This is a genomic window from Campylobacter sp. JMF_01 NE2 (genome assembly GCF_027737365.1).
Lineage (GTDB): Bacteria > Campylobacterota > Campylobacteria > Campylobacterales > Campylobacteraceae > Campylobacter_B.
This window is the reverse complement of sequence record NZ_JAOVTR010000001.1, coordinates 338,468-362,977: the sequence shown is the minus strand read 5'-3', so window position 1 is coordinate 362,977 and position 24,510 is coordinate 338,468. Positions and strand designations below refer to the sequence as shown.

The 24,510-nt window shown below is 41.9% G+C and carries 27 protein-coding genes; 18 read left to right on the top strand and 9 right to left on the bottom strand.

The annotated features are described in order from the left end of the window. The first annotated feature begins 99 nt into the window (after nucleotides 1-99). A complete protein-coding gene (locus OFO01_RS01940; RefSeq protein ID WP_270858500.1) occupies nucleotides 100-1,140 on the top strand; it encodes a DUF3137 domain-containing protein in 1,041 nt (346 codons plus the stop codon). Between the two features lie 37 nt (nucleotides 1,141-1,177). Beyond that, nucleotides 1,178-1,954, top strand: a complete 777-nt coding sequence (locus tag OFO01_RS01935; protein WP_270858499.1) for a UDP-N-acetylmuramate dehydrogenase — start codon at nucleotides 1,178-1,180, stop codon at nucleotides 1,952-1,954. A gap of 141 nt (nucleotides 1,955-2,095) precedes the next feature. On the opposite strand, the gene OFO01_RS01930 is transcribed toward OFO01_RS01935, so the two are convergent. The 3 genes from OFO01_RS01930 to dnaG all read right to left on the bottom strand — a co-directional run bounded on the left by OFO01_RS01930 (nucleotide 2,096) and on the right by dnaG (nucleotide 5,918). After that, entirely contained in the window at nucleotides 2,096-3,178 is a 1,083-nt protein-coding gene (locus OFO01_RS01930) for a DUF362 domain-containing protein (protein WP_270858498.1), read from the bottom strand. Between the two features lie 83 nt (nucleotides 3,179-3,261). Further along, nucleotides 3,262-4,248, bottom strand: a complete 987-nt coding sequence (locus OFO01_RS01925) for an argininosuccinate synthase domain-containing protein (RefSeq protein ID WP_270858497.1) — start codon at nucleotides 4,246-4,248, stop codon at nucleotides 3,262-3,264. Beyond that, entirely contained in the window at nucleotides 4,245-5,918 is a 1,674-nt protein-coding gene (gene dnaG / locus OFO01_RS01920; protein ID WP_270858496.1) for a DNA primase, read from the bottom strand. The genes OFO01_RS01925 and dnaG overlap by 4 nt, the downstream gene beginning before the upstream one ends. Before the next feature lie 60 nt (nucleotides 5,919-5,978). On the opposite strand from dnaG, the gene OFO01_RS01915 reads away from it, so the two are divergent. The 6 genes from OFO01_RS01915 to OFO01_RS01890 are packed head-to-tail and all read left to right on the top strand — an operon-like array spanning nucleotide 5,979 to nucleotide 10,987. Beyond that, nucleotides 5,979-7,004, top strand: coding sequence for a tetratricopeptide repeat protein (locus OFO01_RS01915; protein WP_270858495.1), 1,026 nt, complete (start codon nucleotides 5,979-5,981; stop codon nucleotides 7,002-7,004). Continuing rightward, the gene (gene rnhA, locus OFO01_RS01910) at nucleotides 6,982-7,407 is read left to right on the top strand and encodes a ribonuclease HI (RefSeq protein WP_270858494.1); all 426 of its coding nucleotides are present in this window, start codon (nucleotides 6,982-6,984) and stop codon (nucleotides 7,405-7,407) included. Before OFO01_RS01915 ends, rnhA begins: the two co-directional genes overlap by 23 nt. A 58-nt stretch (nucleotides 7,408-7,465) precedes the next feature. Beyond that, on the top strand, nucleotides 7,466-8,137 hold the full coding sequence (gene rnc, locus OFO01_RS01905) for a ribonuclease III (protein ID WP_270858493.1): 672 nt from the start codon (nucleotides 7,466-7,468) through the stop codon (nucleotides 8,135-8,137). 8 nt (nucleotides 8,138-8,145) lie between these two features. Continuing rightward, entirely contained in the window at nucleotides 8,146-9,216 is a 1,071-nt protein-coding gene (gene aroC, locus OFO01_RS01900) for a chorismate synthase (protein WP_270858492.1), read from the top strand. Between the two features lie 22 nt (nucleotides 9,217-9,238). Beyond that, nucleotides 9,239-10,318, top strand: a complete 1,080-nt coding sequence (locus OFO01_RS01895; protein WP_270858491.1) for a hypothetical protein — start codon at nucleotides 9,239-9,241, stop codon at nucleotides 10,316-10,318. Nucleotides 10,319-10,333: 15 nt separating this feature from the next. Then, complete coding sequence (locus tag OFO01_RS01890; RefSeq protein ID WP_270858490.1) at nucleotides 10,334-10,987, top strand: CatB-related O-acetyltransferase; 654 nt, start codon at nucleotides 10,334-10,336, stop codon at nucleotides 10,985-10,987. Between the two features lie 50 nt (nucleotides 10,988-11,037). Here OFO01_RS01890 and purN read toward each other — a convergent pair whose 3' ends face one another. Genes purN through tig form a run of 6 tightly spaced genes read right to left on the bottom strand, consistent with a single transcriptional unit; the run spans nucleotide 11,038 to nucleotide 16,912 of the window. Continuing rightward, the gene (gene purN, locus OFO01_RS01885; RefSeq protein ID WP_270858489.1) at nucleotides 11,038-11,616 is read right to left on the bottom strand and encodes a phosphoribosylglycinamide formyltransferase; all 579 of its coding nucleotides are present in this window, start codon (nucleotides 11,614-11,616) and stop codon (nucleotides 11,038-11,040) included. Then, on the bottom strand, nucleotides 11,598-12,989 hold the full coding sequence (locus OFO01_RS01880; RefSeq protein WP_270858488.1) for an NAD(P)H-hydrate dehydratase: 1,392 nt from the start codon (nucleotides 12,987-12,989) through the stop codon (nucleotides 11,598-11,600). Before OFO01_RS01880 ends, purN begins: the two co-directional genes overlap by 19 nt. Beyond that, complete coding sequence (locus OFO01_RS01875; protein ID WP_270858487.1) at nucleotides 12,986-14,503, bottom strand: YifB family Mg chelatase-like AAA ATPase; 1,518 nt, start codon at nucleotides 14,501-14,503, stop codon at nucleotides 12,986-12,988. Before OFO01_RS01875 ends, OFO01_RS01880 begins: the two co-directional genes overlap by 4 nt. Then, complete coding sequence (def, locus tag OFO01_RS01870; RefSeq protein ID WP_270858486.1) at nucleotides 14,500-15,018, bottom strand: peptide deformylase; 519 nt, start codon at nucleotides 15,016-15,018, stop codon at nucleotides 14,500-14,502. The genes OFO01_RS01875 and def overlap by 4 nt, the downstream gene beginning before the upstream one ends. After that, complete coding sequence (gene clpP, locus OFO01_RS01865; RefSeq protein ID WP_270858485.1) at nucleotides 15,018-15,602, bottom strand: ATP-dependent Clp endopeptidase proteolytic subunit ClpP; 585 nt, start codon at nucleotides 15,600-15,602, stop codon at nucleotides 15,018-15,020. Before clpP ends, def begins: the two co-directional genes overlap by 1 nt. Next, nucleotides 15,602-16,912: a trigger factor gene (gene tig, locus OFO01_RS01860; RefSeq protein ID WP_270858484.1), complete on the bottom strand. Its 1,311-nt coding sequence runs from the start codon at nucleotides 16,910-16,912 to the stop codon at nucleotides 15,602-15,604. The genes clpP and tig overlap by 1 nt, the downstream gene beginning before the upstream one ends. Nucleotides 16,913-17,083: 171 nt before the next feature. Here tig and folE point away from each other — a divergent pair, with 171 nt between their 5' ends. The 10 genes from folE to OFO01_RS01810 all read left to right on the top strand — a co-directional run bounded on the left by folE (nucleotide 17,084) and on the right by OFO01_RS01810 (nucleotide 24,508). After that, complete coding sequence (gene folE / locus OFO01_RS01855) at nucleotides 17,084-17,668, top strand: GTP cyclohydrolase I FolE (RefSeq protein WP_270858483.1); 585 nt, start codon at nucleotides 17,084-17,086, stop codon at nucleotides 17,666-17,668. Between the two features lie 103 nt (nucleotides 17,669-17,771). Continuing rightward, a complete protein-coding gene (locus OFO01_RS01850; RefSeq protein WP_270858482.1) occupies nucleotides 17,772-18,962 on the top strand; it encodes a NifS family cysteine desulfurase in 1,191 nt (396 codons plus the stop codon). A 9-nt stretch (nucleotides 18,963-18,971) separates the two neighbouring features. Beyond that, the gene (locus tag OFO01_RS01845) at nucleotides 18,972-19,973 is read left to right on the top strand and encodes an iron-sulfur cluster assembly scaffold protein (RefSeq protein ID WP_270858481.1); all 1,002 of its coding nucleotides are present in this window, start codon (nucleotides 18,972-18,974) and stop codon (nucleotides 19,971-19,973) included. Between the two features lie 225 nt (nucleotides 19,974-20,198). Next, entirely contained in the window at nucleotides 20,199-20,870 is a 672-nt protein-coding gene (locus OFO01_RS01840) for a SapC family protein (protein ID WP_270858480.1), read from the top strand. A 23-nt stretch (nucleotides 20,871-20,893) separates the two neighbouring features. After that, nucleotides 20,894-21,160 carry a NifU family protein gene (locus tag OFO01_RS01835; RefSeq protein ID WP_270858479.1) on the top strand — a complete coding sequence of 89 codons (267 nt, stop codon included), beginning with the start codon at nucleotides 20,894-20,896 and terminating at the stop codon, nucleotides 21,158-21,160. Next, nucleotides 21,150-21,704 carry a histidine kinase gene (locus tag OFO01_RS01830; protein ID WP_270858478.1) on the top strand — a complete coding sequence of 185 codons (555 nt, stop codon included), beginning with the start codon at nucleotides 21,150-21,152 and terminating at the stop codon, nucleotides 21,702-21,704. Before OFO01_RS01835 ends, OFO01_RS01830 begins: the two co-directional genes overlap by 11 nt. Continuing rightward, complete coding sequence (locus OFO01_RS01825) at nucleotides 21,688-22,977, top strand: UDP-N-acetylmuramoyl-L-alanyl-D-glutamate--2,6-diaminopimelate ligase (protein ID WP_270858477.1); 1,290 nt, start codon at nucleotides 21,688-21,690, stop codon at nucleotides 22,975-22,977. The genes OFO01_RS01830 and OFO01_RS01825 overlap by 17 nt, the downstream gene beginning before the upstream one ends. Next, nucleotides 22,974-23,321 (top strand): aspartate 1-decarboxylase, encoded by a 348-nt coding sequence (gene panD, locus OFO01_RS01820; RefSeq protein WP_270858476.1) that lies wholly within the window; start codon nucleotides 22,974-22,976, stop codon nucleotides 23,319-23,321. Before OFO01_RS01825 ends, panD begins: the two co-directional genes overlap by 4 nt. A gap of 3 nt (nucleotides 23,322-23,324) precedes the next feature. After that, nucleotides 23,325-23,648, top strand: coding sequence for a YbaB/EbfC family nucleoid-associated protein (locus OFO01_RS01815; protein WP_270858475.1), 324 nt, complete (start codon nucleotides 23,325-23,327; stop codon nucleotides 23,646-23,648). Nucleotides 23,649-23,656: 8 nt separating this feature from the next. Beyond that, complete coding sequence (locus tag OFO01_RS01810; protein WP_270858474.1) at nucleotides 23,657-24,508, top strand: polyprenyl synthetase family protein; 852 nt, start codon at nucleotides 23,657-23,659, stop codon at nucleotides 24,506-24,508. The last annotated feature ends 2 nt before the right edge of the window (nucleotides 24,509-24,510 follow it).

Here is a 24,510-nt window from a genome sequence, read left to right as displayed (position 1 = left end):
GTAAATTTTGCCTAATTTGTCATTGCGAGCGAGTGTAACGAGCGAAGCAATCCAGCCACGCCGTCAGGCGTTTTTAAATTAAATTTAAAGTGAGAAAATTTGACTATAAGAGAAATAGAAGTTTTAAGAAAATTAGCATTAAATAAAATTAACGGACTAAAAATTCCGTTTTTTCTTTCAACTCTCGCAATCCCAATTGCGGTCGGATTTTTGTTATATAAATTTGGCGATATAGAATTTGCTTTGCCTTTGGCTATTGTAATTTTTGGTATGTCAGCGATGAAATATATAATGTTAGATTTTATTGACGCAGACCAGCCTATGACCATAAAAAGAGAAATAATGCCATTTTTGCCGCTGTTAATTTTAATGTATTTTGGTGATGATATAACCAAATTTATACCAAATTTCGGCTATGTATTGCTTACGATATTTACAATACTTGCTATGATTATGTCGTTTTTATTGCTTGTGAAATTCGCAAAAATGGACGAGATAAAAAAATACAAAGATTTATTCAAAAATAGATATTTAAAGGACTATCTTGCAAAATTTGGCTATGAATACCAAGAAAAAGGCTCATTAGACCAAATAATCTTAAAACATAGTAAATTTAACCCGTCCGAAATTTCAAATATAAACGATAAAATTTGTGGAAAAATCGACAAGGTAGAATTTGTTTTTTGCGATTTAATCATCAAAAAAGAGCTAAAAGACGCGCTGTATTTTGGCGTGTTTTTTTATGCCGAATTTAACAAAAACATAAAATCAAAAACTTTCATAAAATCAAAAGACAGCAAGATAAAAAACGCGGAAAATTTGAAAAAAATTGTTATGGACGACACGAAATTTAACCGCACTTTCGAAGTTTATAGCACAGATGCTATAAATGCTATGTATATATTAAGCCCTGCATTGATGAAAAGAATTTTAAGCCTAAAATGGCATTTAAATTTTCCGATTAGCATTAGTTTTGTGGGAAGCAAAATTTACATTTTTATCGATACAGGCAAGGATAATTTCGAGCCAAATATCGATATAAGTGCGATAAAATCGGATAGAATTATCAAAACAGAACTCTCGCACTTTTTATCAATCGTTAAAACTCTAAATTTAAATACAAGAATTTGGAAAGTGTAAAATATTGTATAATAACGCAAAAATTTAAGGCATAGTTATGGCGAAAATTTACAAGGAAATTGACTTTTCAAAATATAGTTCGGTGAAAATCGGTGGCGTGGAAAAAGTTGAAGTTTTAGACGAAAACAGCGAATTTAACGGCTTTGTCGTGGGTGGAGCAAATAATCTTTTAATCTCGCCAAATCCGCCACAATTAGGAATTTTAAGCGATAAATTTGATTTTATTTCGCTTGACGGCGACACGCTAAAAATCGGCGCAAAAACAAAAAGCGGTAAAATTTACAACTTCGCAAAACGGCAAAATCTCGCAAATTTCGAGTTTTTAAAAAATATTCCTGGCACACTTGGCGGACTTCTTACAATGAACGCTGGGCTTATGGGCTTTGAAATTAGCCAAAATTTGCTGAGCGTTCGCACAAATCTTGGCGAATTTGGCAAAGACGAGTTAAATTTCGCCTATCGCCACAGCGAAATTAACGGAATTATTTTGGAAGCCAAATTTAGAGTTTCGCGCGGGTTTAACGCAGCTCTTAGCGAAGCAATCGCGCAAAAAAGGGCAAATCAGCCGCGTGGTGCAAGTTTTGGAAGCTGTTTTAAAAATCCAAATGGCGAAAGTGCCGGTAGGCTCATTGAGGCTGTGGGCTTAAAGGGCTTTCGTGTCGGCGGGTGCGGATTTAGCGAAATCCACGCGAATTTTCTTATCAATTACGGCGGCGCGACATATTTTGAGGCAATTACGCTCATAAATTTAGCCAAAATGCGCGTAAAAGCCGAATTTGGCGTGGATTTACACGAAGAAGTGGTGATTTTGTGATTGTAAAATTTGGCAAAATTTAGCCAAATTTTGGCGTAAATTTTACAATGAAAATTCCTTGCCAAAATTCGGCATGTCTAAATTTCACACGAAATTTAGACAGATATCATCAAACGGTGTGGCTTTGGCGATATTTTTTACTTACTGACCGTCAGAGACCCATTTTCCGCTGATACCCTTTACGGCGTCTGCTACTTTGATTTCCACATCGCCGTTATCTATATCTATCAGGCGGTAGCGGTCGTTGCCCATATCCATTTCCTTCATATACGAAAGCTGTCTAAGTCCATGGCGAGTTTCTATGCGCTCGACGAGATCGTGCTTTGATGACTCTGGCAAGGCATAGACGAGATCAACTGATGCCTGATCTGCTGCTAGGATATCAAGCGAGGCGACAATACCAATATCAGGAGTCACGACAGGATCTGCGCCAGTTCCTTCGCAATCGCAAGAAACACTCATATTGCGCAATACATTTATAAAGGCGATTTTGTGAGCGAAATATGTCGTTATCGCCTTAGTGGATTCGCTCATGCGCTCCATAAACTCTTCTTCGCTGATACTCCACTGACCTTTACCTTCTGCGGAGTGGATCCATTTTTTGCCTATTCGTCCGTCAGCGCAACCGATACCGATATTTTTATTCGAGCCTCCAAATCCGCCCATGGCGTGTCCCTTGAAGTGAGTAAGGGCAAGAAACGAATCATAATCAAGGATATTTTTTCCCATAGACATTTCGCTAAACCATTTACCATGTGGCACTGGTAGCAACGCTGTCCCAGCTTCGTCTATTATATCTACCTTAGAAAAGGTCCAACCATTTGTTTCGAGAGTTTTGCGGTGATCTTCTGTGTTATACCTTGCGCCTGCGTAATATGTGTTTGTCTCTACAATAGAGGCATTAGAAAGACGAGAGCTCATAAGCTCCTTTACCCATGGGCGTGGAATAATATTTGGTCCGTGTGGCTCTCCGGTGTGGAGTTTGACCGCAACTTTGCCGACTAATACGCTTTTGATTTTATCAAATATTTTGACTAGTCCTGCGGGAGAGAGATCCCTTGTAAAATACACATAAGACTCAGGTCCTTTGCGCTGCTCATACGGGATATAGCGTTCTCCGCCGACACCAGGAACTGGGGTTTTAGTGGCGTTTGTTTCGTCTTTTTTCTCTGCTGCGCTAGCATAGTTTGAGAGAGCACCAAGTGCCGCTGCGGCTCCTGCCATTTTCACAAACTTGCGCCTTACAATATCTTGCATAGCCTATACCTCTCTTTCTTAAATATTATATAGTTCTATTATAAAATAATTCAGTTAATAAAATATTTTTGCGCTTCGGCTTTATCCTCAAACGGCGTGGCTATAAATTTTTCGTTTTCAATGATGACTTCATAGCTTTTGCCTGGTTGAAATTTCATATAAGTTAGCGCAAATTTCGCCGCTAACTCCATGTCATCGCGACTAGCACCACGCGAAATGAGCGAGTATGCACCTACGAGCGGTTCGGTAAATTTAATGCGAGTAAATTTAGGATTTTGGATATTTCTTAGGCGCGCATTATCATCTTCGTTGCGTCCGATTATCATTTTTGCGCCACCACTTAGGCGCAAATGACGGCCAAATTTTAAAATTTCAGCGTCCTGCGAAGTCTCGAATTTTTCAAATTTCATCATATCTTTGATTTTATCAGCGTAGCTTTGGATCGTAAGCAAACACCCGCCAGCCGGCGTTTCGTAATCATCAAAGCCAAATTCCCCCGCTAACTCCATTTGGCGCGTTCGCCCCCTGCCACTGATATCTAGCAGTTTTTCGCGATCGACCCAGCCGTTGATTTCAGGCGCGCTTGGTGCCATTAGTTTCGCGCTTAGCGGGCGCAAGATTAGGTTATTTTCATCGCTACTTAGTTTGCGCACCTGCGCCATTGCAGCGGCTCTTTGGCTCATCGGGCGCTGTCCTAGCACCTCGCCAGAAATCACAAAACTAGCCCCAAGTGCTTTTAGCATAGAAAGCGCGGTTTTAAACATATATCCATGGCAGTCTATACAGGGGTTAAACTGCTTGCCATAGCCGTATTTTGGGCTAAAAAGCACATTTTGCAAATACTCATCTCTGATATCCACGCGCAAAAACTCAGCCCCAGCCATGCGCGCTCGCTCGCTCATAATCTCGCTTTTATCATCTTTACCACCAAAGCCAATATCCATATAAAGTGCCGTAACGCCGATATTTTGCATAGTTATTAATTTTATGGCTAGCATCGAATCTAGCCCACCGCTAAAAAGTGCGAGTGCCTTCATTTTTTTCCTTTTAATTCGTTTATTTTTTTTTGATATTCGAGGATTTTATCGAGCCTGTCAGGGTCGTTTGAAACAAGCAATTTTTGCATTTGCTCCTCTAAAACCCTGCGACGAAGAAGCATGCAGGCCTTGATAAAATTTGTCTCATTTGTAATGGCTAAAATTTTATTATCCAAGGCAAGCGCGCGCAGGCTTTGCTCGTCATCTTCGCTTTTTTGCGCTGATATTAGGGCTTCATACACCCTGCCATGCATACGGAAATCCTGCACGCTAAGGCAGTTTAGACCGTTTGCCATGAAATTTTCGTTTAAAAGCATGGATTTTATGACTTGAAGCTCGGTTATGTCTTTTAAATTTGAGCTTTCTGGTTTTGGCGCGTTTTCTTGCGGTTTTAAATTTTGCTTTGGCGCGAAATTTGCGCTCGCACCCGAATTTGAACTTAGCGAAAACGCACTAGGCGAAACATCTAAAATTTGCGCTACCAAACTCGTATATGACTGCGCTACCACAGGATTTAGCGCGTTAGTGAATTCTTTGATTTCATTTAGAGCCTGCTCTTTTTGCACAGGGCGGGTTAGGTCGTATTTTTTGGCGATTTCACGGATCAAAAACTCTCCGCCCTCCATGCCATTAGCGTAAATTTGGGCTAGCTCGCGCACTTTGCCAGCTTGCACCATATCGGCTGGATCTGCGCCACCGCCTATGATAACCACGCTATTATCAATGCCGTTTGCACATAAGAGTCTAGCACTTTTTATCGCAGCGTTGATTCCTGCGCTATCTCCGTCGAAGCTTAAAATCACGCGCAAATCCCCGCGCTTAATCAGTGGCAAATGTAGTGGCGTCAAAGCTGTGCCAAGCACGGCTACTGCGTTGTCGATACCTGCTTGGTGAAGCATTATGACATCCATATAGCCCTCTGTGATGATGAGAGTTTTTTTATCATACGCACTTTTTTTGGCTAGATTGTAAGCGTAAAAAATCCGCGATTTATCAAAAACCGCGCACTGGGGCGAATTGACATATTTGGCTGGATTTCCACTAATCGTGCGCCCGCCAAAGCCCACGATTTTGCCCGTGTGGTTGTGAATCGGAAATGTAATGCGCTCGATAAAGCTAGCGTAGCTTCCACGCTCGTTTTGTTTAATCGCGCCCACATTAAAAGCGTCGCGCGCTTCGATTTGCTCGTTTTGCAAAACACGGATTGTCTGCGCGCTAGACCCAGCCCAGCCAAGGCCAAATTTCTGTATCGTCTCATCGCTAAGACCGCGCGAGTGCAGATACTCTACCGCGCTAGGATTGCTATAAAGCTGACTTTGGTAAAAGGCATTTAGAATTTCTAAAATTTTTTTATCTTCGCGCTGAAAATTGCGCTCGTTTGTGTATTCGAGCTCGAAACCATACATCGAGGCTAGCTTTTCTACGGCTTCTTTGAAATTTAGCTTTTCGTAGTCTTGGACGAATTTTATGGCATTTCCACCAGCCTTGCACGAAAAGCAGTGGAAAATCCCAAGCCGTGAGCTTACGCTCATGCTAGGGTGCGAATCATCGTGAAATGGGCAAATTCCGACGAAATTTGAGCCAGAGCGTTTGAGCGGGACATATCTTTCTACGACATCTACGATATCAGCGACGGCTAAAAGCCTTTCAATACTTTCATTTTTAATCATTTGCAAATTATACCCACACTTTGCTATAATCGCCCTTTATTTTATACCACGAGGCGAAATTTGGACAATTTTTTTCTTGATGATCGCGATCCGATTTTTGGGCTAATTGTTTTAATCAGCATTATTTTGTTAGTTAGCGTTCTAAGCTATGTTTGGGGGATTTTTCATAAAAAAAACGAAAGGACAAATTTAGAGAATTTTATCAAAAAATTTGACACCCTCGACGCGCTTAGCGACGCTCACCGCGAGCTTTTATCAAGCCCGCAAATCGATCAGCCTACCCTTGGGGTGTTAGCGAATTCTTTTGTCAAAAGCGGGGATTATGAGCGGGCGATTGAAATTTATCTAATCGCGCTAAATAAAACCACAAACGGCGCACAAAGGGAGTTTGTGCTTACAAATTTAGGCATTGTATATTTTAAAGCCGGATTTATGGGCAGGGCCGAGGAGGTGTTTTTGGAGGCTTTGCGTCTGCGCCCACGCAATCAAACCGCGCTAAATCACCTAACCGTGATTTATGAGAGGCTTCGCAGGTTTGACGAGGCGTTGCAGGTTTTAGACGCACTGCAAGAACAAGGCGTAGATGTCTGGCAAGGCGCGCAATATATCAGAGCTCAAATCATCGCAAATGACGCAAACACGCCATTTAGCGAGAAAATAAGGCAAATTTTAGCCCTAAATTTCAAGGGTGCAAAGAGATTTTGCATAGAGCTTTTTATCAAAAACAAAGAGCCATTTGGCGAATTTAGCGAATTTCCAAATTTGAGCGAGGTGATTGATCTAATCTATCCGCTAAAAACAGCCGTAAATTTGGGCGATAGCGACTATAATGCGCTTTTTTACGCGCTTGGTAGAAGTGAGAAAAAGCCAGAAAAACCTAGCCAAAATTTCGAAATAAACGCCCTTGTAGCGATGAAGAAAGCGGGATTTGCGGGGGCTAGTTTAGCGTTTTCGTATTCGTGTGCGAAATGCAAAAGCCAGGTGGGGATATTTTCTCATCGTTGTCCTGTGTGCTACGAAATGGCTAGCGTAGGTGTTGGCGCGAAAATCTCGGAAGCAAACAATGAAATCGGTCAGACTTTTTAGCGACGGTAGCAGTCTTGGAAACCCAGGAGCTGGGGGCTGGGCGTATATTTTAGAATACAAGGGCGCTAAAAAATGCGAGTGCGGCGGCAGTGCGTGCGCTACAAACAACCAAATGGAGCTAACCGCGGCGATTATGGGCTTAAAGGCGCTTAAAGAGCCATGCGAAGTCGAGCTTATCACAGATAGTCAGTATGTGGTAAATGCGATAAATTCGTGGCTTCATAAGTGGATAAAAACGGATTTTAAAAACAAAAAAAACGAGGATTTGTGGAGGGAGTATATCAGAGTGGCAAACGGCCATAAAATCACGGCCGTATGGATCAAAGGGCATGCTGGGCACCCGCAAAATGAGGCTTGCGACAGCCTAGCTAGGGGCGAGGCGCAAAAATATAAAAAGGCTTAAATTTTGCAATGAGCGTTGCTAAATTTAAGAATTTTTGCAAATTTAATAAAGGAAAAAAATGCAAAATTTATCAAATTTAGAAGAAAAACTTGGTTATAAATTTAAGGATAAGGCAAGGCTTGCGGTCGCGCTAACGCACAGAAGCGCCAAAAATGGCGCAAACAACGAGAGATTGGAGTTTTTGGGCGATGCGGTTATGGATTTGATAGTGGGGGAGTATTTGTTTGTGAAATTTAACTCAAACGAGGGCGATCTCAGCAAACTGCGCGCGGCACTTGTCAATGAGACGAGTTTTTCAAAATTTGCTAGGTTTTTGGAGATTGGGGCGTGTCTAAATATGTCGGCTTCCGAGGAAAAAAACGGCGGCAGGGAGAAAAACTCGCTACTCTCAGACGCTTTCGAGGCGACGATTGGTGCGCTGTATTTGGAGGTGGGGCTAGAAAAAACAGCCAAAATCGTAACCACTCTGCTAGAAAAAATTTATCCAAAGATCGAATTTAACGAGCTTGTGAAGGATTATAAAACCTCGCTTCAAGAAATCACGCAGGCAAAATTCGGCGTTACACCAGAGTATCGCTTACTAGGCTCAACTGGACCTGATCATAAAAAAAGCTTTGAAATGGCGGTTTTCGTGGGTGGCAAGGAGTTTGCGAGGGACATCGGAAGCAGCAAAAAAGAAGCCGAACAAAAGGCAGCAAAGATTGCGATTGAGATTTTAGAAAAAAATTAGGATAAAAAATGAATACATTAGGTATAAAACTCAGGCTTACGACTTTTGGAGAGAGCCACGGCGTGGCGATTGGTGGCGTTTTGGACGGCTTTCCGGCGGGCGTGAAAATCGATACTAAATTTTTACAAGCCGAACTAGATAGACGCAAACCTGGCGGTAAATTTGCTACTTCTAGGAAGGAAGCTGATGAGGTGCAAATTTTAAGTGGCGTGTTTGACGGGCTTAGCACTGGCGCGCCGATAGGATTTGTGATTTACAACGCAAATCAGCACTCAAAAGACTATGAAAATTTAAAAGAGCTTTTTCGCCCGGGACACGCTGATTTTGGCTATTTTGCTAAATACGGCATTAGGGATCATAGAGGTGGCGGCAGAAGCTCGGCAAGAGAAACGGCGATAAGGGTCGCAGGTGGGGCAATCGCACAGATGCTTTTAAATGAATTTGGCGTGAGCGTGAAAAGTGGAATTTTAAGCGTAGGCGAGATTTGCGGGGAAAATTTAGACTTCGCAAATGCCGATAATAGCGAGATTTTCGCGCTTGATAAGGGTGTGGAGAATTCGCAAAAAGAGCTAATCGCAAATTTAAAGAAAAAAGGCGAGAGTGTGGGTGCGAGTGTGCTAACAATCGCAAATGGCGTGCCAAAGGGGCTTGGAGAACCACTTTATGCCAAAATTGACGCGTTAATCGGTGAAGCTTACATGGGGCTAAACGGCGTAAAAGCCGTAGAAATCGGCGACGGCGTGGAAAGCTCACTCAAATTTGGTTCGCAAAATAATGATTTTATGGATAAAAATGGCTTTAAATCAAACCACGCAGGGGGCATTCTAGGCGGTATCACAACGGGTGAGCAAATCATCATAAAAACGCATTTTAAGCCGACCCCTAGCATTTTTGCTGACCAGCCGACTATTGATAAAAACGGAAGCGAAGTCGTGTGCGCTTTGCGTGGTCGCCACGACCCTTGTATCGGAGTGCGTGGCAGTGTCGTCTGCACGGCACTTCTACGGCTGATCTTGGCTGATTTACTTCTATTAAACGCAAGTGCAAATTTGGGGAATTTAAAGAAAATTTACGGATAAAATTTAAATTAAAAGGCAAAAAATGAGAAAGATTTGTTTAATTTTTATATTTTTAAATGTCGCATTTGGCGATATAGCGGATAAATTCGCACAAGAGTGCGAAAACGGAGATGTTAAAATTTGCACACTCTTGGCTAGGAGCTATGAAAGTGGTTTATTAAATAACGAATTGCCATTTGCCTATGAAAAGGTTTTTTTAAAAAATGAGTGTGAAAAAAACGATGCTTTAAGTTGTGCTTTATATACAAATCATTTTGACAAAAAAGATGAACCACAAATTTGGAAAAAAGCCCTAGAAGTTGAAAAAAAAGAGTGCGAAAGTGGGAGTGCAAAAGGGTGTGATTATACAGGACATAGATACGACCATTATGAGCATTATTTTGGTGAAAAATTAGAGAATAATAGAGAAATAGCCGAGCAATACTATGAAAAAGCCAAAGGGCTTTATGAAAAGGAGTGTAAAAACGGCGTGGCTTATAGCTGTTTGCAAATTTGGGAATTAACAACTCGCAAAATGATGAATAGAGATGAAACTTATGGCGAAAAAATGCTTGAAAAGGCACACCAAATTTATGAAAAAGAGTGTGAAAGTGGCATAGATAATATAGAAAGCTGTATAAAAAGAATTTATAATCCGAACAAACCATATAAAAAATTCATGCCTATGCTTAAAACAAATTGTGAAAAAGGAAGCCTATATGCTTGTAAAACATTATTAAATTCCAAATTTTATGATCATCAAGTAGGTAAAAAAAGACTAAAAGAAAAAGAGATACAAGAAATTAGAGAAACATATTTAAGCTTTTTAGAAAAATCGTGCGAAAATGGAAGTGCGGAAGGCTGTTTAGACCTTAGTAGGGTTTATGAGGATTTTAATTTTGGAATAATGGATTTTACAAAAGCCGAACAAGTTCATAAAAAAAGTATAAATTTATTTGCAAAAGAGTGCGATAAAGGCGATAGAAGCAGTTGTCTTGCATTTAGTCGTCAAATTGGTTATTCGTCAATACCTTTTGAAAAAAATGAAAATTTAGCCAAAAAATATTATGAAAAAGCTTGTGAATTGGGCGAAACACTTGCGTGTAAAGCATTAGATAAGTAGCTATATGGAGTAAATATGAAAATTCTCCCAAACCCAAATGAAATTTTCCCCTTGAAATCGGGGTTGGAAAGCGTAACTTACATTAAGCCGACCATTAAAAATAAAAATATAATCGTTGGCGAATTTAGCTACTATGCGGGGCAGGATTTTGAGAGGCAGGTTACGCACCATTATGATTTTATCGGCGACAAACTAATCATCGGCAAATTTTGTCAAATAGGTTTTGGGGTGGAGTTTATGATGAACGGAGCAAACCACGCTATGAGCGGTGTTAGCACATTTCCGTTTTATATTTTTAAGGGCTTTTCGCAAGACGCTCCGAGCCTTGATAAATTGCCGATTAAGGGCGACACGGTGGTCGGAAACGATGTGTGGATAGGGCAAAATTCGCTCATCTTACCGGGAGCTAAAATCGGCGATGGCGTGATAATCGGTGCAAGTAGCGTAGTGAGTGGCGAAATCCCGCCATATAGCATAGTCGCCGGAAACCCTGCACGGCTAGTGCGAAAACGCTTCGATGATGAGATGATAAATTTGCTTTTAACTCTTAAATGGTGGGATAAAAGCGTGGGTGAAATCGAAAATTTAAGCGAAATTCTTTTAAGCGATGATTTAGCAAGCGTGAAAGAAAAAATCAAAGAAATGCTTGGAAAAACCGAACAAATTTAATGAAATTTGATTGAAATTTAGCGGTGCAAATTTCAATCAAAACCAAATTTTTAAATCTCGCCTTTTAAAATTTTAACTATTGTGCGAGGCAGTATTTCATGCTCGATTTCGTGGATTTTGGCTTCCCACTCATCGCGCGTTTTGCCCTCTCTGGCAAACGCTTCTTGGGCTATGATTTTGCCCCCGTCAAGCTCTGCGCTGACTAGATGCACGCTCACACCGCCCACTTGCATATCGCTTGCAAAGCTCTCGTCGATTGCGTGTGCGCCCTTGAAAAGTGGCAAAAGCGATGGGTGTAGGTTAATCGCCCTGATTTGCTCGCAAAATACCGGCGTAAGAACTCTCATAAAGCCCGCTAGCACAGTTAGTTCGGCGCCACTTTTTTTGATAACTTCTACTACTTTTGCGTCAAATTCCTCTCTACTAACAAACGCTTTATGATCAATAACAACGCTTGTTAGTCCGTATTTTTCGGCTTTTTGGATACCTAACGCGTTAGGTTTGTTAGTTAGTGTTAGCACGACCTCGATTTTAATATCGCCAAAAATTTTGCCATGAAGCTTTTCTAAAATCGCCTCTAAATTACTTCCGCTGCCGCTAAAAAGCACGGCTATTTTTTTCGTAACCATTTTATCTCCTCGATGATGTCAAATGGGTTTAGTGAATATGAGTTTTTCTTAAAATTTCGCCCAGCTAGTGCGTGAGCCAAAACGCCATTTATCGCGGCTTCGCGCGAGCTATAACCTTGGGCTAAAAGCCCTGTGATTAGCCCTGATAGCACATCGCCACTGCCTGCTTTGGCTAGCGCGCTAACTCCCCTCTCGCACACAAAAAGCTCGCCACGATGCGCTATAATGGTGTTTGCGCCTTTTAGCACAAGCACGGATTTGGTAGCAAGCGAAAATTTGCGCGCCAAGGCAAAGCGGTCTTTTTGCACTTCGCTCACGCTTAAATTTGCGATTTTTGCCAAGCTTAGCAAGGCGGCAAATTCCTTCGGGTGTGGCGTGATAACGGCGTTTTCGTTAGTTTGCAAAATTTCAATGATTGAGTCAGAGTAGCACAAATCCGCGTCGATGACGCAAGGCGTGTTAGCTAGGATTTGCGTGTCAAATTTCGCCCCTCCTAGCCCCATACCAGCCCCGATTGCGCTAGCGCCCAAAAACTCGTCTTTGCGCATTAAAATCGGATTTAGATTTTTTACCTTGCCTACGACGCTGACTAACCCTGCGCCGATTGCGTGCGCGCTAAGAGCGGCGATTTGGGCTGCGCCACTCATTTCGCCAGAGGCGATAAAAGCGTGGCCAAATTCGCCTTTGTTTGTGTTTTTTTTCTTTCGAAACGGCAGGCGTAAATCTGATTTTTCTAGCAAAAACGCATCAGGCGAAGTGGCAAATTTATCCTCGCAAATGCCTAAATTTGCCAGTTTTATCTTGCCGGTAAAATCTTTTGCCAAATCGCTAAAAAGCGAGATTTTCAGCGCCCCCATGCACACTGTGTAATCCGCCTCGAACGCCATAGGTCTTGGCACGCCAGCCAAATCAATTCCGCTTGGGATATCAATGGCGATTTTTAGGGTTTTGGCATGGTTTGCTCGCCCTAGTATCTCGCATACTTTCTCGTCCATATCGCGCGATAAACCGCTTCCAAAAACGCCGTCGATTATGCAGTCAAATTTGAAATTTTCCAAATTTTGGCTAAATTTCACGCCGACTTTTTTGGCAGTTTCGCTTTGAAATTTAAACGCTTCGTTTTTTGGCTCGCCAAAGATTAAAAACGCCTCGCACAAATAATCCCCGCTTAGCCTACGAAGCACGCAAATAGCGTCGTTTGCGTTATTTCCTGCCCCGCATAGGGCTAAAATTTTTGCCCCCTTTTTCAGCTTTTTGCGGATTAGAATTTCTGCGCCACTAGCGGCGTTTTCCATTAAAATTTTCTCATCAATGCCTAAATTTTGGCTTGCGTTTTTGTCAAATTCGGCTGTGCTAAAATACAAATTTTTCATATCTCGCTCCTAGTTCGAAAGCTTAGAGCTTCGAGTAAATGGGCTTTTGCGATGACCTCGCTCTCGCTTAAATCAGCGATACTTCGCGCTACTTTTTTGGTTTTTATAATCCCTCTTTGGCTTAGATTATACCTAGCAATCGCGCTTTCTAGGATATTTTGCGCGCTTGATTCCAAAACGCAAAACTTCTGCACATCCTTATCGCTTAATTTCGCGTTTAGCTCGTTTTGCTGCCTTAGTTTTTGCGCGCGAAAGGCGCACACCACCCTCTCATACATCTCCTCGCTAGATATGCTAGTTCTATCGTCCTTGCTGACCTCGTCCATAGCCACATACAGATCAATCCTATCAAGCAGTGGCCCAGAAATCACGCTTTTGTATTTTTTGATTTCGTTTGCCGAGCACGAGCACGAGGACGATTGCGAAAACAAATGTCCGCACGGGCAGGGGTTTTGCGCTGCGACAAAGATAAATTTCGTCTCATACTCTGTTTTGGAATTTACCCGCGAGATTAAAATTTTATTATCTTCGAGCGGTTCTCGCAGGCTTTCTAAAATTTGCTTTCCAAAGTGCGGAAGCTCATCGAAAAATAACTCGCCGCCGTTTGCCAAAGCCACCTCGCCGATACGCGCTCCAAGCGAACCACCGCCGAAAATCGAGCTTCTAGTGCTTGTGTGATGAGGCGAGCGAAAGGCTCTGAGTGCGCTAAAATCGACATTTTTGTTGTTTAATGATTCGTAAGCGCACGAAAGCAAAATCTCACTCACGCTTTGAGGTGGCAAAATTTGGGCTATGCGTTTAGCGCACATTGATTTGCCGCACCCTGGGCTACCCTCAAAAAGTATATTATGCATACCGCTAGCGGCGATTAGGCTCGCTCTTTTGGCTCTTTCTTGGCCTTTTATGTCTTTGAAATTTAGGGTGAAATTTCGGTTTGGGACATAAATTTCATCGCCGATTTTGATAACATCTTTAAAAATCGGATGAGTTTCGCTCATAAGGCAGGACGCGGCAAATTCATCATCGCTAAAAAATCTAATCGCTTCTGCTAAATTTTCGACCGCATAAACCTCGTAATTTGGGATTGTGCAGGCTCTAAGCGCGATTTCTTTTGGGACTAAAATTTTAGCATTTTTCACATGCGCGCTTAAAAACAGCAGCGTCGAAAACAAAGAGGCCGTGGATTTGAGCGCCCCGTCAAGTCCAAGCTCGCCAAATACGAAAAAATCGTCCCCGAAGCTCTCTTTTTGCAAAGCGATTAAAAGCGCGATTGCAAGGTCGAAGTGCGAGCCGTTTTTGGGCACATCAGAGGGAGAGAGATTTATAATGATTTTAGAGGCTGGGAATTTGAAATTTAGGCTCATCAAAGCCGCTTTTACCCTGCTTTCGCTCTCTTTAATCGTGGTTCCGGCAAGGCCAACGATATTAAAGCCAGGAAGGCCTCTTACAAATGTGCTTTCTACACTGACACTGATTAAAGTATCGGTAAAAACAGCGCATTTTAGAGATTTCATTTTGATTTTTCTTTTTTGTTTTTGCGGTATTCTTTGTCAAATTTTTTGCGGTTGTTGTAGCCTATGCGCTCGATAAAAAGGTGCCCGTCTAGGTGGTCTAGCTCGTGCTGGATACACACGGCTAAAAGCTCATCGGCGTTTAGCTCGTGTTTTTCGCCATTTCTATCTTGGTAATTTAGCGTGATTTTACGCGCTCTTTTGACCTCTTCGTAGTATCCTGGCACGCTAAGGCAACCTTCTTGGTAGATGATTTCATCTTTTTTTTGTGTGATTACGGGATTTATGAGTTCGAGCAAATCGGCTTTGTCTTGCACGCCCTCTTCGTTGGCTAAATTTATCACAACGGCTCTGATTGGATTAGCCACTTGGATAGCAGCTAGTCCAATGCCGTTTTTGCTTATCATGGTTTCATACATATCGTCTAAAAATTGCGCCAGCTCATCGTCAAATTTGACGACCTCTTTGGAGCGAACATGGAGTTTTTTGTTCGGATATGTAAGAATTTCTAAAACCATTATTTAAAGCTCTTTTCCAATACCTTGTCGATTAGTCCATACTCGCTGGCCTCTTTCGCGCTCATGAAAAAATCTCTCTCGCAGTCTTTTTCGATATCGCTTAAATTTTTGCCTGTGTTTTGGGCTAAAATTTGATTTAGTTGCGATTTCATACGCAAAATTTCTTTTGCTTGGATTTCGATATCAGTGGCTTGGCCTTGCGCTCCGCCGAGAGGTTGGTGAATCATAATGCGCGCATTTGGTAGGGCGTATCGTTTGCCCTTGGTGCCACAACTAAGCAAAAATGCGCCCATTGAAGCAGCCTGACCTATGCAGATCGTGCTGACATCTGGTTTGATGTAATTCATAGTATCATAAATGCTAAATCCGCTCGTAACCACGCCACCAGGGCTGTTGATATACATATAGATATCTTTGTCTGGATCTTCTGCCTCTAAAAATAGCAGTTGGGCTACGATTGCGCTGGCTACATCGTCGTTGATCTCGCCGCTTAGCATTACAATGCGATCTTTAAGCAAGCGAGAGTAGATATCATAGCTCCTCTCGCCTCTGCTTGTTTGCTCGATTACATAAGGTAAAAACATTATTCGCCTTCTTTGTCGTCTTTGTTTTTGCTAAAAATATTGTTGAAAAGTTTTTCCTCAATTAGCGCCATTTTAACAGCTGGCAAAACGCCTCTTTTGCGATATTCTTCAAGGTGAGCTTTCGGATCTAGGCCGTTTGAGTAAGCTTCGAAGTAAATAGCTTGGATTAACTCTTGATCGCTTACATCAATACCGCGTTTTTTAGCCAAAGCGTCGATCAAAAATGTGATTTTTACGCTTTTTTCTGCGCCAGCTCTAAATTCATCGCGTTTTTTCTCGATTGCTTTTTGATCTTTTTTAAATTCTTCGATTGTAGCCTCGTCAAATGAACGCCAAGCGTTGTTGAATTGTAAATTTATCTCTTGCTCGACGATTGATTTTGGCAAATCAAAGTTAAATTTCTCAGCCAAAGCATCAGCCATTTTTGGTTTCAACTCTTCTTCAATTTTTTTGCGAAGTTTGTCGTTTTTGAGTTGTTCTTTTATCGTGCTTTCAACCTTTTCTTTTGTAGGTTTTTCCTCGCCTGGAAGTATGCGTTTTAGCATATCCTCATCAAGCTCAGCAGCTGGTTTTTTGCACTGAATTTCATGTAATTTTACTTTAAAAATCGCGTCTTTTCCTGCAAGGTGTTTCGCGCCGTATTCAGCTGGGAATTTCACGCTTACATCGCGCTCCTCGCCGACTTTTAGACCAATCATACCATCCTCGAAACCTGGGATAAATTGATTTGAGCCGATTTCAAGCACATAATCTTTTGCCTCGCCACCCTCGAAAGCCTCGTTATCAACGAAACCTTTGAAGTCAAATTTGGCAAAATCGCCCTTTTCAAGCTCTGTTTTATCTGATTTTTCTAGTGGAGCGACCATTAGTAAAATTTTGTTTATCTCGTCTTCAATCTCTTTTTTGGTTACGCGAGGTGTCGAAAACTCAGGGATTAGCTCCTCGTATCCGTCGATATTGACCTCTGGGCGGAAAGAAATTTCCATCTCTACATCGATATTTCCGTCTTTTTCATCGTATTTAGAAAAAATTGGCTCGCCGATTACTTCATCGGCTTTTTTATTTACGCTTTTGATTGATTCGTCGATGATATTTTTAAAAATCTCTTGTTTCGCGTCTTGTTCTAACTGCGCGCCGTATCGTTTCATCACGACTGCTACTGGGACTTTGCCCTTTCTGAAACCGTCGATTTTAAGGTTTTTGGCGGCTTTTTTAGCAAGATCATCTACTTTTTTAGCGATAGTGTCTGCATCGATTTTTGTGCTTGCTACTGCGTTAGCAGAGTTTGTTAGCTTTGCATTGATTTCCATAAATTTCCTTTTAAAAAATTTTAAAATTAAAGCGCAAAATATACCAAAATTTTGCTTAATAATTTTAAAATTTGGCAAATTTTATTGTTTGGGGCTAAATTTTGCTTTTAAATTTTAGCGTTATAAAAGGGGAGTTTAAGTAATATGCGCGAAAAATTTTAAAGGAAAAATATGGACGAAAAAAGCAGGGAAGAATTCGCTTCTTGTGTCGCTAAAATGCTAACCCTACTTGGCGAAGACCCTGAGCGCGAAGGGCTAGTAAAAACGCCAGCAAGAGTGGCAAAAGCGTATGAATTTCTTACTAGCGGATACGAGCAAGACCCCAAAGATGTGCTAAATGACGCACTTTTTGAGAGCTCAAATAATGAAATGGTGCTTATTAAGGATATTGAATTTTACAGCCTTTGCGAACACCACCTTTTGCCTATTATCGGGCGGGCGCATGTGGCGTATATACCTAATAAAAAGGTCGTTGGACTATCCAAAATTCCGCGTATGGTAAATATTTTCGCACGAAGATTGCAAATCCAAGAACAACTCACCGAACAAATCGCAAATGCGCTTCAAGAGGTCATCAAGCCCCTTGGCGTGGGCGTCGTAATCCAAGCCCGCCACATGTGTATGGAAATGCGTGGCGTGCAAAAAATCAACTCCACTACGACAACTTCGGCTTTGCGCGGGCTATTTATCAGCCGAAACGACACTAGAAAAGAGTTTTTTGATTTGATAAATTCGCCAAAAACATTTGGATTTTAGCATCGGTAAGTTAAGGTGAAATTTAGTCTAATGATTATATTATCAAACTAGCTTTCAAAAGATTAAATATATCTCATTAATAAAAATTTAAGAAAGGAAATTTATGGAGCGTGTTTATTTAGACAATAACGCTACAACTATGGTCGATCCCGAAGTTTTCGAGGCAATGAAGCCATATTTTTGTGAAAAATTTGGAAACCCAAATTCACTTCATAGCTTCGGTAGCGAAACCCACCCAGCTCTAAGGCGGGCTATGGACGAGCTATACGAGGGGATTGGCGCAGCAGACGCGGACGATATCGTCATCACAAGCTGTGCGACAGAGAGCAACAACTGGGTTTTAAAAGGGATTTATTACGACAAAATTTTATCAGGCGAAAAGGACAATATCATAATCAGCTCTGTCGAGCACCCAGCTATCAGCGCGACCTGTGAGTTTTTGGAGCGAGTGTGCGGGGTAAAAATCATCAAGCTAGGCGTGGATAGCAACGGCTTAATCAGCCTAGATGAACTAAGAGAGAAAATCAACGACAAAACAGCCCTTGTTAGCGTAATGTGGGCAAACAACGAAACAGGCACGATTTTCCCTGTAAAGCAAATCGCAGATATTGCGCACGAATTTGGCGCGCTTTATCACACAGACGCTGTGCAAGCAATGGGAAAAATCCCTGTAAATGTGCGCGCAGCAGGCGTGGATTTTTTAAGCCTTTCTGGGCATAAATTTCACGCTCCAAAGGGCGTTGGCGCGCTATATATCAAAGATAGCAAACCGCTTACTAGCTTGCTTCACGGTGGCGAACACATGGGTGGGCGCAGATCTGGCACGCTAAATGTCGCTAGCATAGTAGGACTTGGCAAGGCAATGGAGTTAGCGAATAAATTTATGGCTTTTGAAAATTCGCATGTCAAAAGGCTACGCGATAAATTAGAGGACGCTTTGCTTGAAATTCCACATGTCTATGTCGTGGGAGAGCGCGAAATTCGTGTGCCAAATACGATTTTGGCTTCAATTCAAGGCGTAGAGGGCGAGGCTATGCTTTGGGATCTAAACAAAGCAGGAATCGCTGCTAGCACGGGCTCAGCATGCGCTAGTGAAGCACTAGAAAATAACCCAATCATGGAAGCAATAGGTGCAGATAAAGAGCTAGCTCACACAGCGCTTCGTTTATCGCTTTCTCGCTTTAATACAGAGGCCGAGATTGATTATGCCATAGAGCATATCAGCAAGGCAATCACCAGGCTTCGCGGGATTTCTAGCACATTTGCTTACGCCCCACAAGGTTATCAAAAATAAGGATTTAAAATGGCAAAAAACGATTTAATAAATGGTTCGATTTGGGAGCAATACTCAAACAAGGTTCAAGATCGCATGAACAACCTTAAATTTATGGGCGAAATCACAGAGGAGGAGGCCGCTGCGCGCGGTGCGAAGCTAATTGTGGCTGATTTTGGCGCAGAGAGCTGTGGGGACGCTGTGAGATTATACTGGCTCATCGACCCTGCTACTGACATTATCATCGACGCTAAATTTAAAAGCTTTGGCTGTGGCACGGCAATCGCTAGTAGCGACACTATGGCGGCGCTTTGTATCGGCAAAACCGTCGATCAAGCTGTAAAGATTACAAATTTAGATGTCGAGCGCGATATGCGCGATACCCCTGACGAGCCAGCTGTCCCACCACAAAAAATGCACTGCTCGGTAATGGCGTATGATGTCATCAAAGCAGCTGCGGCAAAATACAAAGGCATAGATCCTGAGCATTTCGAAGACGAGATTATCGTGTGCGAGTGCGCCAGGGTGAGCCTTGGCACGATAAAAGAGGTGATTAAGCTAAATGATTTAAAAACTGTCGAGCAAATCACACAATACACAAAGGCTGGCGCGTTTTGCAAATCTTGCATTAAGCCCGGCGGACACGAGGCTAGGGAGTATTATTTAGAGGATATTTTAGCTCAAACAAGAGAGGAAATGGAGCTAGAAAAACTCCAAGCCCAAGCCGGTGCGTGTGCTAGCTCTGGCACGGCGCCAGAGGCGAAACTAAGCTTTGAAGAGCTAAATTTAATCGGCAAATTTAAAGCGGTCGAGGCGATACTTGATAGCGATATTCGCCCAATGCTTCAAATGGACGGCGGAAATCTCGATGTCATCGACATCAAACCAAGCGATGATGGCAAAACTGACATTTATATTCGCTATTTGGGCGCGTGCTCGGGTTGCGCTAGTGGCGCAGGCGCGACGCTATATGCGATCGAGGCGGTTTTGAAGGATAATCTAAGCGAAAATATCCGCGTAATGCCGATTTGATGATACGCAGGCTAAATTTGGGCTTTTGCTTCAAATTTAGCCAAATTTAATACCCTAAAAACACTTGCTTTTAAATTTTAAATTCACAGATTGCTTTGGCGATAAATCGCCTTGCAATGAATTTAAAATTTAAACGCTAAATTCGCAAATTTCGCGCCATAATAAATTTTATTCTAATCCTAAATTTAGTATAATCGCGAGATATTTTTTATTTGAGGACAAATCATGAGACCAGTTATACTCGATAGCGTAAAACACGCAGACCTAAAATACCACGCAGACGCGATTCCAAACGAGCCGTTTGTGCCTGTAATCGCGCCTGAGGTTCCAGCGTGTTCTGATAAATTAGTCATCGTTTTTACAAACGAACCTGAGCCAAAAATGGTAGCACTTCTAGGCCGTTCAAAAAACCTTTTAATCGACAAAAGCTACAAAGGCATGGTGCCATCAGCTATCCAAAACTACCCATTTTTCCTAGCCAAAATCGAAGATCGCATGGTGATTTGCTTCGATGAGGACGCCAAACAAATCAAAGGCGAGGGCGAGGCGCTGTTTGAAGACGGCAAACCAACGCAGTTTTTGGAAAATTTGAAAAGCGTAATGAAAAACTACTGGGAGCTAAACGCCATTACTAGCGAGGCTGCAAAAGAGCTAAAAGAGGCTGGCGTTTTGGAGGCAAAAGAGCTAAATATCCAAAAAGACGGCGAGACAATTACGCTATTAAACGGCTTTTTGATACTAAACCGCGAGAAACTTTTGGGCCTAGATGATAAAAAACTAGCTGAATTTGCGCGCAAAGGCTATTTGGAGCTAGCGTTTTTCCACCTAAAAAGCCTAAGCAATCTACAAACCCTAGGCGATAAAATCATGGCAAAAGACGCGCCAAAAAGCAATTAAAGAGCAAATTTAAAGGAAATTTAATGATACCATTTAGCGATGAAGAGCTTTTAAATCCTGTCAAGGCTAGCCTCGATACTATCCGTCCAATGCTACAAAACGACGGCGGTGATATGGAGCTTCGTGGCATTAAAAACGGCGTTGTGTATGTCACGCTCACAGGACATTGTCATGGTTGTGCTGCTAGCGGACAGACGCTGAAATTTGGCGTAGAAAGACAGCTTCGTATGGATATCCACCCAGAACTTAGCGTCGTAAATATCCCACAAGGCGAGAATTTTGAGTTATAAATCAAAAGGGCTAAACGCCCTAAAATCTGGTAAATTCGAGTTTGCTAAAACATTTTTTGCCCTAGCGCAAGAGCAAAAACCAAGCGATGAGCTTTTGTTTTTAATCGAGCTTTGCGATTTGGGGCTTAGCGAGCCAGAAGAGGCCTTGATGCTGTATGAATTTTACACCCTAAAACCTAAGCCAAAACCTAGCGTTTTGTTTCGAATTTTAAACTCAATTAACGAAAAAATCGCTAAGAAAAATGCTGAAATTTCAAAGAAATTTTCAGATGAGGCTGAGGGGATAGACGCGATTTTATACAAAGATTTCATGCGCGCTGTAAAGGAGAGTGGAAGCTTCAAAAATGTCTTTGAGAGCGTGATTTTCTCGTCAAAAATCGCAGTTGAGAACAAAGACGAGATGATCGAGTTTTTGCAAAATTTGCTTGCAAATGGATTTGATGAAATTTGCATTAATTATATCGAGGCGAGTTCGGAGCATTTTGCTGGGGATTTGCGCCTAGATGAGATTATAAAAAAGATAAAAAATGAAAATAGGGATTAAAAATAGCTTTATCACCGATAATTCGGGTGAGTGCGAGAGCGGGTGCTATTTTGTGCAAACTAGCGCAAATTCCAAATTTAGCGCACAAGCCGAGCAAAACGGCGCACAAATCATTTCTATTGGCGAAGCAAAGGCGCTTTTAGGGATTGATGAGAGTATCAAAATCGTAGGTATTACCGGCACCAACGGCAAGACCACGACCGCCGCACTGATTTATTCCATGCTTTTGGATTTGGGGTATTCTGTGGGGCTGTGTGGCACCAGAGGGGCTTTCATAAACGATAAAAGAATCGATGAAAAGGGGCTTACGACAAGTTCTGTTTTTAAAACGATGAGTTATTTGTGGGAGGCTAGCAAACAAAAATGCGAATTTTTCGTTATGGAGGTTAGCTCTCACGCAATCGCGCAAAACCGCATTGAAGGGCTAAATTTCGCGCTTAAAATTTTTACAAATTTAAGCCAAGACCATTTGGATTATCATAAAACTATGAGCGAATACGCCGCGGTAAAAAGCTCGTTTTTCGCCGATGAGAGCGCAAAACTTATCAACAAAGACGACGGCCATATCGAATTTAACCTAAAAAATGCCCTAACTTATGGCGTGAAAAATCCAGCCACTTTTAGCGTGCTAGCTTACAGCGTAAAAGGTGCAATCGACGCTATGATAAAAACTCCAAATGGTGAGTTTGAAATTTCTAGCGAATTAATCGGCGAATTTAACCTTTACAACGCCCTAGCAGCCTTTGGCGCAGTTAAAATGCTAACTAATAAAAACGAAAAAGATATCGCAAAGGCAATGTCGAATTTCGCAGGGGTTGAGGGCAGGGTGCAAGTAGTAGCCAAAAACCCCCTTGTCATCGTGGATTTCGCGCATACGCCAGATGGGATCGAAAAGGTGTTAAATGCGCTTAAAGATAACGAATTAATCGTGGTTTTCGGTGCAGGTGGCGACAGAGATCCTCTAAAACGCCCATTAATGGGGGCTATGGTGGAGCATTTCGCTAAATTTGCAATCATCACTAGCGATAATCCACGAAGCGAAGACCCCGAAAAAATCATCGCTCAAATCGAAGAGGGTATGCGAGATAAAGAAAAAATCACAAAAATCGCGGATCGCAAAGAGGCGATTAAAAAGGCGATAAATTTGGCGCAAAATGGCGAAGTGGTCGTGATTTTGGGCAAGGGCGATGAAACATACCAAGAGATAAAGGGTGTAAAATATCCATTTAGCGATAAAGATGTCGTTTTAGAGATTTTAAAGGAGCAAAAATGAAAATAACAATGCTTCAAAGCAAAATTCACAGAGCCCGTGTAACGGACGCAAATTTAAATTATGTCGGCTCGATTACGATTGATAAAGAGCTTTTAAAAGCTAGCGGTATGATAGAGTTTCAAAAGGTTGAAATTTTAAATATCAACAACGGCGAGCGATTTAGCACATATATCATCGAGGGCGAGAAAAAGGGCGAGATTTGCCTAAATGGCGCGGCTGCGCGCAAAGTCTGTGTAGGCGATGTGGTAATCATCGTAAGTTATGCTGATATGAAACCTGAGGAAGCGAAAAAATTCAGGCCAAAAATCGTGCATGTAAATGAAAAAAACGAGATTGTGGAGTAAGAAATGTTTGAGGGAATGGATTTTTCTAAAATGGGCGAAATGATCGAGCAAATGCAAGAAAAGGCAAAGCAGATCCAAGAAGAAAACGCCAAAAAAGAATTTAGCGTCAAAGTCGGCGCTGGTATGGTCGCTATCAAAATCAACGGCGCTGGCGAGGTTTTGGATGTGGAGATCGACGATAGCCTTTTGGAGGATAAAGACAGCTTGCAAATTTTGCTAATCTCAGCGATAAATGACGCCGTAAAACTCATAGAAAACGAAAAGAAAAACGCCGCAACTGCCATGCTAGGCGGTCTTGGCGGACTAGGCGGATTTGGCGCGAATTAGGAATAAAAATGGAAATTTTAAAGGAATTTAAAGAGTATTTGCGCGAAAATCCACTTCATGCGCCTAGTTTTCACCCATATTTCGAAGAGGCGTTAAATTATATGTTAGGTGCTGGCGGGAAGCATTTTCGCGCTCAACTGCTTCTTGGTGTGGTCGCTGCTATAAATAAAAATAAATTTGCAGACGCCCTACCTGTCGCAAAAGCCCTAGAAATGGTGCATACATACTCGCTAATCCACGATGATTTACCCGCTATGGATAATGCTGATTTTAGGCGCTCTCATCAAACCATACACAAAAAATACGATGAGGTTACAGCGATACTCGTGGGCGATGCGTTAAATACTGACGCTTTTTTGGTGATTTCTAAGTCAAATTTAAACGCAGAGATTAAGGTAAAATGCGTTGAAATTTTAGCCAAAAATGCAGGTTCGGCAGGCATGGTTTTGGGTCAAGCGATTGATTGTTATTTTGAGAAAAAACACTTAGAAATATCGGATTTAAAATTTTTGCACCTTCACAAAACAGGCGCCCTAATAGCCGCTTCGTTTGAATTAGGCGCTGTTATAGCTGGTTTGGGCGATGAAAAGGCAAGGAAATTTTATGGCGTCGGGCTAAATTTGGGACTAGCTTTTCAGATACAAGATGACATCATCGACGCCACGCAAAGCTCCCAAACCGCAGGAAAGCCTACTATGCACGACGGGGATAAAAATTCTTTTACAAATTTACTCGGCGTCGAACGCGCCAAAGAGTATAAAAACTCACTCATTTCGCAAATCGAAGAAAGTATGAGCGATGAGAGTGAAAATTTGCAAAATTTAGTATCAAATTTGATAAACAAATATCTGAAAGGATAAAA